Raw genomic sequence first — 11,301 nt, 5'->3', positions numbered from 1 at the left:
GGCATTTTCTAATGGTACAACGGCTAAATCTACCTTTCCCTCTGCTACTGCCTCAATACATTCAGGGATCGTTGCACAGGGTACAAGCCACTCATTTGGAAAAGTAGCCTTTGTTGCTAAGTATGTAAATGATGCTTCCGGTCCTAAATATGCGATTCGATTTTCCCATTGTTGCTTTGTCATTGCAAAAACCTCCTTTATGGAATAAGGAGCAGTCCCTAGTGATTGATGTATCACTGAGGGACAGCTCCTTATTTGAGCTTTGGTATCGTATTATTACTCCAGTGTTGCAAGAGCATATGGATTATTAAACACGATAATTGTCATTTTTGTCAAAAATTAAAGGATCGAACACCTTACTATGATTATAAAGCACCAGAACTAATGACTTCCGCTGACTCAACAAAATCTAACCGTTTTAATTGCTGGATTAAGTCATCAAGATCACATGTCATACTTGTTACATCTAGTGATAATGTAACATTGGCACGTCCCTGGATAGGGATTGTTTGATGAATTGTCAATACGTTACAATGTGTAATTGTCACAGTTTCTAGAAGCTTAGCAAGTGTTCCTTTTCTATCTTGAAGCTGTAAAAAGACTGTTAAAATGCGTTCCTGCACGATTGAATGAAAAGGAAAAACCGCATCACGATATTTGTAAAACGCACTTCGCGATAAATCCACCTGCTTTACCGCATCCCAAATGGAAGATACTGAACCACTTGATAATAAGTGCTTCGCCTCCAAAGTTTTTTGCATTGCATCCGTTAAAACATCCTCACGAACTAAATAATATCGCTGATTCGCAACATTCTTCATACGCTTCCCCCTAAAACTCATGTCTTAATCGACAAATTCAAATTCAAACTCTTGTAGGCGAACTGTATCGCCATCCTGTGCTCCACGTTCACGTAGAGCCTCGTCCACACCCATTGCACGCAATTGACGAGCAAAACGACGTATACCATCTTCACGGCTAAAGTCCGTCATTTTAAATAAGCGCTCAATAGCATAGCCACTAATAATGAATGTACCGTCATCGTCACGAGTGATTTCGAAATCTTCACCTTTAGCCTCATGCTTGTACATAACCGTTGCGTCTGATTGTTCCTCTACTTCATCATACAGTGGGAATTCAGGCGTTACTTCTAATAGATCCGCAATAGCAAACAACAGCTCTTTTAACCCTTGACGTGAAACAGCAGAAATTGGGAAAATTTGAACGTCTTCTCCTACCTTTTGGCGGAATGCTGTTAAGTTTTCCTCTGCATCAGGCATATCCATTTTATTGGCCACAATAATTTGTGGACGCTCTGTTAAACGAAGATTATATTGTTTTAGCTCATCATTAATTGTTAAATAATCTTCATAAGGATCGCGACCTTCCATTCCTGACATATCAATCACATGGACGATAACGCGTGTACGTTCAATATGTCGTAAAAATTGGTGGCCTAATCCTACCCCTTCATGAGCTCCTTCAATTAGCCCTGGTAAATCTGCCATTGCAAAGCTTCGGTGATCATCTGTTTCAATCATGCCTAAATTCGGTACAATTGTCGTGAAATGATAAGCACCAATTTTTGGCTTAGCAGCAGAAACAACCGATAAAAGTGTTGATTTACCAACACTTGGGAAACCAACTAACCCTACATCTGCTAAAACTTTTAACTCTAATATAACATTTAATTCTTGTCCTGGCTCACCTTTTTCAGAAAGTTCTGGCGCTGGGTTGGCAGGTGTAGCAAAGCGAGAATTTCCACGTCCACCACGTCCTGCTTTCGCAATAACGGCTCTTTGCCCATGCTCGACTAAGTCAGCAATAACGGCATTTGTTTCTTCATTCATAACCACTGTACCTGGTGGAACTTTAACAATTAAATCTTCCGCATTTTTACCGTGCATGCCTTTACTCATACCATGCTCGCCACGCGGTGCTTTAAAATGGCGTTTATAACGGAAATCCATTAACGTACGTAAGCCTTCCTCTACTTCAAATACGACATTACCGCCATGTCCACCATCTCCACCAGCTGGACCACCGTTCGGTACATATTTTTCTCGACGAAAGGCCACCATGCCATCTCCGCCGTCGCCACCTTTAACATAAATCTTTACGTGATCGACAAACATTTAGTTCACTCCCTATTTGCACTCAAGACATATTGCCAGCGTGTATTTGTCTGCTCAATTGTTTGAATGTCGAATTGTTTCAAACCTTTTTCGGTGAATGCATCAGCACTCCATAACCCATTTAGCGTGAATGTCACGGCAAATGTCTGATCGTCAACACGTACATCAAGCGTGAGGATCTGCTCTGTAAATGGATCTAATGTATCATAAACATGCATAACTGTTTTGTTTAAGTAATCTACAATTTCCTGATCAATCTTATTGGTCACAGGCTTTTTTATGTCGCTGTTTATTTTCCAAGCTAAGGAAGGGAAACGCCATCCTGCTGTTTGGAACCATTCGATTGTTTGTGATAATTGTAGTCGATTGAGGATAGAAAACACTCTTAATTGTTCTGAAAAATGCTGAATAAGTTCCTTTGATTCATCAACTCTACCTAAATCTAAATTCATGCGAATCAATTGCAATTGATTCACAAAATCATGATTTGCAAAACGTAATACTTCACTAATGGTTAGTGATTGATTGTTCATCCCATTCACTCCAATAAAGTTATCTTTACTAGTATAACAAGTTTTGCTGTATTTTTCCCTTAATTCTTATTTCAATTATGCCCAGGCATAATTACTTCTGAAATCGCTCAGTTTTAGGCCAACGAGAAGTTGGTTAGTCGTTGCTACAAGACATGACGACCATAGTCAGAATTCCTTTATTTCAGTGGCTTTTGACGCTACAAAAAAAAGGAAAACCGCCTATTTTTTATCACCTAACTACTGTTGCTACACTTTCTATTTAACAGCCATCTGTGAAAGTGGTTGAAATTTAGCCAAAAAAAGGACTGCAATAAATGCAGTCCTCCGCTTTATGATATCTTATAAAAGATTAAGCTTCTTGTGGTGCTGGGTATACAGATACTTGTTTGCGATCGCGACCTAAACGTTCGAATTTAACAACGCCGTCAACTTTAGCAAATAGTGTATCGTCACCACCACGACCTACGTTTGTACCTGGGTAAATTTTTGTACCGCGTTGACGGTAAAGAATTGAACCACCAGTTACGAATTGGCCATCAGCACGTTTAGCACCAAGTCGTTTAGACTCAGAGTCACGTCCGTTTTTAGTAGAACCTACCCCTTTTTTCGATGCGAAAAGTTGAAGGTCTAAAGCTAATAATAATTTCATCGAGTTCCACCTCCTACTTGGTTGTAGTTGATTTGGATGTATTGTCCGTAATTTTGCACCATAGAATACACTTGGGCAGTCATTACTTGAACAATTAACTGTAGTTTTGCATCTACTTCAGGCTCTAAATCTGAGGGTAGATCTACCTTAAGATAGCCTCCACCTTCAGCTGCTTGTTCGACTTCTGGCTGGATTTGTAATAATGCATAAATAGCATTTACCGTACCAATGGCAATAGTAGATGCTCCTGCACATACTAAATCTTTCCCAGATTCATCGTACCCAGCATGTCCTGAAAATTCGAATGCTGACACATGTCTATTTTCATCGTGATGAATCGTAACTTGTATCATTCGCTACACCTCACTATTAAGCGTTGATTGCTTCAACAACTAATTTTGTGTAAGGTTGACGGTGACCTTGTTTACGACGGTAGTTCTTTTTAGCTTTCAATTTGAAAACAACGATTTTTTTCGCACGGCCTTCTTTAACAACTTTCGCTGTTACAGTAGCACCATCTACGAACGGAGCACCAACTTTAACGTTTTCGCCACCTACGAATAAAACTTTATCAAAAGTTACAACCTCGTCAGCTTCTACGCCTAATTTTTCAACGTAGATTTCTTGACCAGCTTCTACTTTGATTTGTTTACCACCAGTTTCAATAATTGCGTACATTTTACTGCACCTCCTCTTAGACTCAGACTCGCCTGTTTACAAAGGTGATCTTATAGTAAGATACTTGTACCTTCCCAGAGCGGTTGTAGTAGCACGGGTGCTACAAACAATAACATTAAAATATTACCACATGGCTTTTTTTAAGTCAATCTATTCATAACATATTTTTCAAAAGCTATACGATATTTTCGATAACGCCATTCTTTTAAAACTTGAAGCCAAATAAATAAACAAATGATTGCTAAAAAAATAGATTGTGGTAAGAAATTTAAAGTTATCAGAAATAACGTCGTGGCAACCATGAATGACAGCCAATAATACATTTCCACCACTCGAGCATTTGGATAATATAAAAATAACCATGCTAACAGTATCCTGCCACCATCTAATGGTAGGATAGGCATCATATTCACTAATAATAGCACAAGTTGAACGCTTATTAGCTTACCTGCGATTAGCTCGGGCATAAAAAAAGCGAGGCCAATCCCTAAAATAGTAGCGATTGGTCCTCCTAATGCAATCCATAGGAGTGACGATGCTTGCACAACCGCTGGATTTTCAAATTGAATTTCCCCTCCGTAAGGTGCAATAACACATGATTTTACTCTTACGCCACACAGTAGGGCTGCTAATAAGTGACCTGCTTCATGCCATATTAGCGAGAAAAAAATAATAGCATAATAAGCAAGTTGTCCACTAAAAATCATGACAAATACGAGAGGAATACAGAGAAGATGTAATTTAATCTTCATGGGTCTCCATCGTTTCCAACCATTGTACAATTTGCTCTAAATCGTAATGAGCATCTCCCTTTTCAATGGAAAGATAAAGTTGCCCAGCTTCTTTCATACCAATCAAATCATTCGCCTGTATGGATGTATAAGGTAGCTGCGCTAAGCTATCTAGCATGCCATAAGAGACGGTTGTACCATCATCATAGCTAATGGTCATGGTCTTACCAGTATATTTTGTATGGCCAGTGAACACGACTAAACCGTTCTGTCCAGCATAAACGGGTAAGCCAACATCATACTGCAATAAATATCCCTCTTTAAAAACCTGGGCATTAGCAAAAGTTAAAAGATCTGCTTGCCCCACATCACTAGATACTGTAATGGTCTCATTTTCTTTATCAAACCAACTTTGCCCCAGCTCACTTAAGTACGTTAAATCTGCCGAGGTTGTGACCATCTTTCGAACAGGCGTATCAACTACCCCCTGATCTTCTAAACGAATTACAAGCATAGTAGCTGCCACGAGTAGTATTGTGAAAAACCATTTCCATTTTTTAAACAAGCCCTCATCCTTTTTTCCACACTATATGTGATTGCATGTCCAAACATGCAAAAAAACCTTCTCGCACAAATGCACGAAAAGGTTTTAAATTATCTTGAAAATAATGATTTAAGTTTTGAAAACATACCTCTTTGCTCATCTTGAATAGCCATTAATGGAACCGACTCACCCAATATACGACGAGCAATATTTCGATAACCCAAAGATGCTTTATTAGAAGGGTCCATAACGATTGGTTCTCCTTTATTGGAGGATGAAATAACACCTTCACTATCAACAATAATTCCTAATAGATCAATAGACAAATGAGTTGTAATTTCATTCACATCCAAAGTGTCGCCGCTTTTCATCATATGTTGTCGAATACGATTGATGATGAGCTTCGGAGCAGTGATATCTTCCTGTTCTAATAAACCAATAATTCGATCTGCATCTCGAACAGCGGAAATTTCAGGTGTTGTGACAACAATCGCATGATCTGCACCTGCAACGGCATTTCTATAGCCTTGTTCAATACCTGCTGGACAATCTATTAATACATAATCATAGTCTCTTTTTAATTCCTCTATTAAGCTCTTCATTTGCTCAGGGGTAACAGCATTTTTATCTGTCGTTTGAGCAGCAGGTAATAAAAATAGTTTATCATCCACGCGCTTATCTTTAATCAATGCTTGATGTATTTTACAGCGCCCTTCCACTACATCGACTAGATCATAAATAATACGATTTTCTAGGCCCAAAATAACATCTAAATTACGCAGGCCAATATCTGTATCAACTAAACATACCTTTTTACCTTGTAGAGCCAATGCAGTCCCAAGGTTAGCCGATGTCGTTGTTTTTCCGACACCACCTTTACCCGAAGTTATGACGATCGCTTCTCCCACACTAGCTTCCTCCCTTAGACACATTTAACAATGGTCGAATATTTTTTAAGGCGTGAATTTGATCGTACGTAATGCGTCCATCGTAACCAATAAATGCACAAGTCATTTCTGCTTGATCGATTTCTTTCACATGCTCATCTGACATTGCTTCCACCTGATCAGCAATCATAATATGTGTAGCCTCAAATCGAGACGCGGCAATAATAGCTTCTTTATTGCCCTGCACACCAGCATGTACTATCCCTTTTAGTTTACCTAAGACATACACATTACCGCCAGCCTCAACCCGACCGTTTGGATTGACATTTCCTACAATGATAATGTCCCCTGATGAACGTAGAATCTGCCCTGATCTGACCACACCTAAATATGTATCTTGTTGACTTTCAATCATTTTCTGGTTGCTTTCATGGACAGTCAGTACTTCGCTTTGTACATTCGCTACAATGAGTTGCTCTGTTTCCTGCACAATATGAATAAGTTCATCGATCTGTTCATCAGTACAGTATCGATAGCCTAAGTATAATTGTACATCTACTTTACCATCGATACCGCCTTCTAACACTTTTTTCTTTAATTCTTCTACTAAATCGCTATAAGCACATTGGTCGTCAAGACGCAGTACAAATCCGTCCTTCGTTCCCTTCATATTAACTAATTGTTTTTTCATGAATGCCTCACCTCACGTTGTTCTTTGTTAAGAAACCTCACGTGCTCTCTGTAAGACACGCGCATTAATTAGATACTTGAAGGCCCAACCAAGAATCATTAAAAATAAAGCATTTGCAATGATTGTTGGCAGTAGTCGTGAACGTAAGAAATCCGATAAAGGTATTGCTGTAAAATCGATCAAGAAGAAAAATTGATAGAGTATAAATTCTAAAATGGCTACTAACACAACTGAAATAGTTGTTGTTACGACTAAGTGCTGATGTATAACTTTCACGATAGACCCTGCTAAAAAACATATAAGTGGATATAGAACTGAATATAATCCAATAATATCAATGTAAAACACATCATACAAGACACCAAAAAAAAGTCCATACATTACCGCACGTTGACGGCTGTAATAGATGGAGATAAAAATGAGATATAAGATTAAAAAACGCGGTACTAGAAAATACACTTCTCCCTTAATTTCAATTGGAGAAAGCATCGCAAACTCTGGTTCTAGCAAGAATAGTAAAACCGCCACAGAAGGAATGAGAAAACGAACCATCATTCCGCCTCCTCTTCATTCGTATCTTGCGGGTTTGTTAAATCTTCGTTCGTTGAGCTGCCATCTGAGCCATCAATGACTGTAGATGTACGTTTGGCAATAACAACATGCTCTAAAATCGAAAAATCAGCAGATGGTCTGACATACGCCATTTTTGTTAAGCCATGATCATCTGTACTAACCTCTGTAATTTCTCCGATAGGAACACCTTTAGGGAAAATACCTCCGAGTCCTGAAGAAACTACCTGCTCGCCTTCTTTAACCTTCAAACTAGAATCGATTCGCTTCATAATGAGTTCATTACGTTCTTCATCAAAGCCCTCGATTAAACCGTATGCTTCTTTTTCACCTAACACCATTGCAGAAACACGATAGTTAGGATTATTTGTATTTAAAAGCTCTACCTCAGAAGTGAAAGGCGTAACTAGTGTAATTTTCCCAACTAGCCCCTTCGCCGTCATAACTGCCATGTTTTTTTGAACTCCATGAGAAGATCCTTTGTCTAAAATGATTTTCTCTTCCCATTGGTCAGGATTTCTAGCAATCACTGTTGCTTGAATAGGATTATATGCCTTTAAGCTCTCAGCTTTATCCAAAAGCTCACGAAGCTTTGTATTCTCTGATTTTAAATCCGTAGCCTCAGCTTGTACAACTGCAAAATCTTCTAGGCGTGCTTTTAAACGTTTATTTTCTTCGTACGTGTTTAAGAGGGAGTCAATACTATTAAAAATACCATTAACATAATTCGCCGGCTTCGCAACAAGCGATTGTGCGACGCCGACAGTATCTTTAATAATTTGCTCTGGTAAAGTAGCATTCGTCCGATCACGTAATGAGAAGCTAATCAATGCCACAAGAAAAACCATGCCTACGAGCAGCAAAATTACTTTCTTATTGAAAAAAAAATGTGGCATTGCCTAAACCTCCTTACCCTTTAACCTGTTGTTGACGAATTAAGTCCATATGATCTAAAGCTTTACCCGTACCAATTGCTACACAGTCTAAAGGATCTTCTGCGATAAATACCGGCATATTTGTTTCTTTACTAATCACTTTATCTAAGTTCGTTAATAGTGCGCCACCACCAGTTAAAACGATACCACGCTCCATAACGTCCGCAGATAATTCGGGAGGTGTCTGTTCTAATGTTTTTCGAACGCCATCAATAATGGATGAAACTGCTTCGCGTAATGACTCAGAAATTTCTTGTGAAGAGATTTCAATTGTTTTCGGTAAACCTGTTAGAAGGTCACGACCTCTAATTTCCATCTTTTCTTCTGGCCCTTCAGCTAATGCCGTACCAATTTCCATTTTTACCGCTTCTGCAGTACGTTCACCAATTGTTAAATTATACGTTTTACGGATATATGAAATGATAGATTGATCCATTGCGTCCCCACCAACACGTACGGACTCACTTGTTACAATACCGCCTAGCGAAATAACAGCTACTTCTGTTGTACCACCACCGATGTCAACTACCATTGACCCTGTTGGATCCCACACTGGTAAATTTGATCCGATCGCCGCTGCAAATGGCTCTTCGATTGTGAAAGCCTCTTTTGCGCCCGCTTGTCGAGCTGCATCAATAACCGCACGTTGTTCCACTGAAGTAATACCATAAGGCACACAAATCATAACATTTGGTTTTTTCCAATTGCCGCCAGAATTTTTAGAGGCTTCTCTTAAATAGTACTGAATCATTGCTGTTGTAATATCGAAATCAGCGATAACGCCATCTTTCATTGGGCGAATTGCTACGATTGAGCCAGGTGTACGACCAATCATATTTTTAGCATCATTACCAACGGCAACGATATCTCCTGTTTTCGTATTCTTTGCTACTACTGAAGGTTCACGTAAAACGATTCCCTTTCCTTTAATAAACACTAATGTATTCGCTGTGCCGAGGTCAATCCCGACATCTTTGCTTCCTAGTCCAAACAAATTGTGTACTCCCTTTCTATTTAAGCCATACTTTCGTTGACATCCATTATCTTTGACAGTCATGTATAGGAAATTGAATTGTATAAAAATACAATTGACTCCTCCTCAAAACCCATAGCACTCCGTCAAAGTTTTTATCTTCATCAGTTAGTGTTTCACACCTTGAAAAAACTACACACTTATTTAGCTCACCACCATTTTCGATGGGAGTCTTTCCTGAATCAAGATAAAATTCATACCGTTCATTATAACGGAAAAGCGCAAGAATTTGTAGTGTCACATACTTTATCTCACAGAAAAGATACTATTTTAATTCCCTCTTAAACTAAAAATAGTACGTATAGATTAGCATATAATTTTTATTCTCATAAGACAATGTGTATCAGGCTACCAATTTTTGTGAAGATAATATCAGTTTCTAGAATACATTAACGAATTGAATCGAAAAAGGTTCGCCATTAAACCACAAAAAAATACAAAAATTTTAGGAATATGCCACTAATGTCATAGCGCTAAAATATTTCGAATTTGTTCGTAATGCTTCTATAAGACATCAGCTCAAGATAAAAAAACTCTGCAAATTTCTTGCAGAGTTAAAAATACCCTTTTTCCTTCAAACTGATGAATTGATGATCGCCGATAATTACATGATCAATTAATTCAATCCCCATAATATAACCAGCCTCTTCAATTCTCTTTGTGACATCAATGTCCTCCGCACTAGGAGTCGGTACTCCACTAGGATGATTATGTGCACAAATAATTGAAGCAGCAGATCGCTTCACGGCTTCTCGAAAAATTTCCCTAGGGTGCACGATGGAGGCATTTAAACTACCTATGAAAATCGTTTGTCTGTGAATAATTTGGTTTTTAATATTTAAAAAAAGAACAACAAAATGTTCCTGATTAAGTGAAGTCATATCAGGCATTAAATAAGCAGCAGCATCTTGTGGAGAACGAATAGTAAATTTCTCATCATTCTGCTTTTGAGCCAATCGTCGGCCAAGTTCAATGGCGGCTAATAATTGTATAGCCTTCACCTCACCGATCCCTTTAATAGCGACCATTTCTTCAATGGTTGCGTGTTTTAATTGATGGAGACGTTCAAAAACAGTTAATACTCGATTCGCGAGGACAAGAACCGATTCTTCTTTTGTGCCTGTCCTCAATAAAATAGCAAGTAGTTCTTGATTGGATAGACTTTCTGCCCCTTGTCGTATCAGTCTTTCACGAGGGCGATCTTCCAAATGAACATCACGTAACATCAACGTAGGCAAAGCCTTATCTAGCAAAAATGCTCACTCCTTCGCAAATTGGACAATTTGTAGGTTTACCAATTGCGAAAACAACGCTGCAAGTGGTAAGCCTACAACATTGTTGTAATCTCCTTCAATTCGTTTCACTAAAAGTGTGCCTATCGTCTGGATACCATAACCTCCTGCTTTATCGAAAGGGTCTCCAGAATCGACATAGGCTGCTATCAATTCCTTTGATAGAGGATGAAAAACAACCGTGGTTTCTTCCACAAAGATGTTTTCTTTCCCATTAGGTTCAATAATAGCGACCGCTGTCATCACAACATGTTCGCGATCAGATAAACGTAATAAATGAGCAATAGCTTCCTCACGAGATTTTGGTTTATGTAGCAGCTCATCATTGTCGACAACGATTGTATCAGCACCAATGATTGTTGCATTGGTTACTTTTTTCGCTACATCCCGTGTTTTTAAGAGAGCTACTCCTTTTACATATTCCTGCATTGAACTGGCTTGTACACTTGTTTCTTCAACTTCACTTGTCAGAACCTCAAACGGAAGTCCTAACATATCCAGCAATTCCTTTCTTCTTGGTGAAGCAGAGGCAAGTATAAGTTTATGGTTTGTTTTTAACATGATCCGACCATCCTTCCTTATCCTTATGATACCGAAGAATGTTCGATTTGAAAATTTTCTAA

The 11,301-nt window shown here is 38.6% G+C and carries 16 protein-coding genes and 1 other annotated feature; all 16 genes read right to left on the bottom strand.

The features are described 5' to 3' along the window. Nucleotides 1-183, bottom strand: a 183-nt coding sequence (locus PI85_RS01500; RefSeq protein ID WP_039390850.1) for a prephenate dehydratase domain-containing protein, incomplete at its 3' end; no start/stop codon positions are given. A 182-nt stretch (nt 184-365) separates the two neighbouring features. Further along, nucleotides 366-821, bottom strand: a complete 456-nt coding sequence (locus tag PI85_RS01495; RefSeq protein ID WP_004226679.1) for an ACT domain-containing protein — start codon at nt 819-821, stop codon at nt 366-368. Between the two features lie 24 nt (nt 822-845). Further along, entirely contained in the window at nt 846-2,135 is a 1,290-nt protein-coding gene (obgE, locus tag PI85_RS01490) for a GTPase ObgE (RefSeq protein WP_036119237.1), read from the bottom strand. A 5-nt stretch (nt 2,136-2,140) separates the two neighbouring features. Continuing rightward, on the bottom strand, nt 2,141-2,668 hold the full coding sequence (locus tag PI85_RS01485) for a Spo0B domain-containing protein (RefSeq protein WP_036119240.1): 528 nt from the start codon (nt 2,666-2,668) through the stop codon (nt 2,141-2,143). A gap of 349 nt (nt 2,669-3,017) precedes the next feature. After that, nucleotides 3,018-3,317: a 50S ribosomal protein L27 gene (gene rpmA, locus PI85_RS01480; RefSeq protein WP_004226673.1), complete on the bottom strand. Its 300-nt coding sequence runs from the start codon at nt 3,315-3,317 to the stop codon at nt 3,018-3,020. Beyond that, nucleotides 3,314-3,670, bottom strand: coding sequence for a ribosomal-processing cysteine protease Prp (locus PI85_RS01475; RefSeq protein WP_025114621.1), 357 nt, complete (start codon nt 3,668-3,670; stop codon nt 3,314-3,316). Before PI85_RS01475 ends, rpmA begins: the two co-directional genes overlap by 4 nt. A 16-nt stretch (nt 3,671-3,686) precedes the next feature. After that, nucleotides 3,687-3,995: a 50S ribosomal protein L21 gene (gene rplU, locus PI85_RS01470; protein ID WP_012295462.1), complete on the bottom strand. Its 309-nt coding sequence runs from the start codon at nt 3,993-3,995 to the stop codon at nt 3,687-3,689. A 14-nt stretch (nt 3,996-4,009) separates the two neighbouring features. Next, nucleotides 4,010-4,090, bottom strand: a sequence feature (ribosomal protein L21 leader region). Between the two features lie 45 nt (nt 4,091-4,135). Next, a complete protein-coding gene (locus tag PI85_RS01465) occupies nt 4,136-4,747 on the bottom strand; it encodes a stage IV sporulation protein FB (protein ID WP_036119246.1) in 612 nt (203 codons plus the stop codon). After that, complete coding sequence (locus PI85_RS01460) at nt 4,737-5,291, bottom strand: M23 family metallopeptidase (RefSeq protein WP_008180705.1); 555 nt, start codon at nt 5,289-5,291, stop codon at nt 4,737-4,739. The genes PI85_RS01465 and PI85_RS01460 overlap by 11 nt, the downstream gene beginning before the upstream one ends. A gap of 89 nt (nt 5,292-5,380) precedes the next feature. After that, nucleotides 5,381-6,178: a septum site-determining protein MinD gene (gene minD / locus PI85_RS01455; protein WP_008180704.1), complete on the bottom strand. Its 798-nt coding sequence runs from the start codon at nt 6,176-6,178 to the stop codon at nt 5,381-5,383. 1 nt (nt 6,179) lies between these two features. Next, nucleotides 6,180-6,848 carry a septum site-determining protein MinC gene (gene minC, locus PI85_RS01450; protein WP_008180702.1) on the bottom strand — a complete coding sequence of 223 codons (669 nt, stop codon included), beginning with the start codon at nt 6,846-6,848 and terminating at the stop codon, nt 6,180-6,182. A gap of 27 nt (nt 6,849-6,875) precedes the next feature. Continuing rightward, entirely contained in the window at nt 6,876-7,400 is a 525-nt protein-coding gene (gene mreD, locus PI85_RS01445; protein WP_080709101.1) for a rod shape-determining protein MreD, read from the bottom strand. Continuing rightward, nucleotides 7,400-8,314 carry a rod shape-determining protein MreC gene (gene mreC / locus PI85_RS01440; protein WP_036119251.1) on the bottom strand — a complete coding sequence of 305 codons (915 nt, stop codon included), beginning with the start codon at nt 8,312-8,314 and terminating at the stop codon, nt 7,400-7,402. Before mreC ends, mreD begins: the two co-directional genes overlap by 1 nt. 13 nt (nt 8,315-8,327) lie before the next feature. Then, entirely contained in the window at nt 8,328-9,347 is a 1,020-nt protein-coding gene (locus PI85_RS01435; protein ID WP_008180696.1) for a rod shape-determining protein, read from the bottom strand. A 593-nt stretch (nt 9,348-9,940) separates the two neighbouring features. Then, nucleotides 9,941-10,612, bottom strand: a complete 672-nt coding sequence (gene radC / locus PI85_RS01425; protein WP_200886543.1) for a DNA repair protein RadC — start codon at nt 10,610-10,612, stop codon at nt 9,941-9,943. 33 nt (nt 10,613-10,645) lie between these two features. After that, the gene (locus PI85_RS01420; protein WP_036119258.1) at nt 10,646-11,239 is read right to left on the bottom strand and encodes a nucleoside triphosphate pyrophosphatase; all 594 of its coding nucleotides are present in this window, start codon (nt 11,237-11,239) and stop codon (nt 10,646-10,648) included. Between the last annotated feature and the right edge of the window lie 62 nt (nt 11,240-11,301).

This window comes from Lysinibacillus sp. A1, assembly GCF_000801965.1.
Lineage (GTDB): Bacteria > Bacillota > Bacilli > Bacillales_A > Planococcaceae > Lysinibacillus > Lysinibacillus fusiformis.
This window is presented reverse-complemented; position numbering and strand designations above follow the sequence as displayed.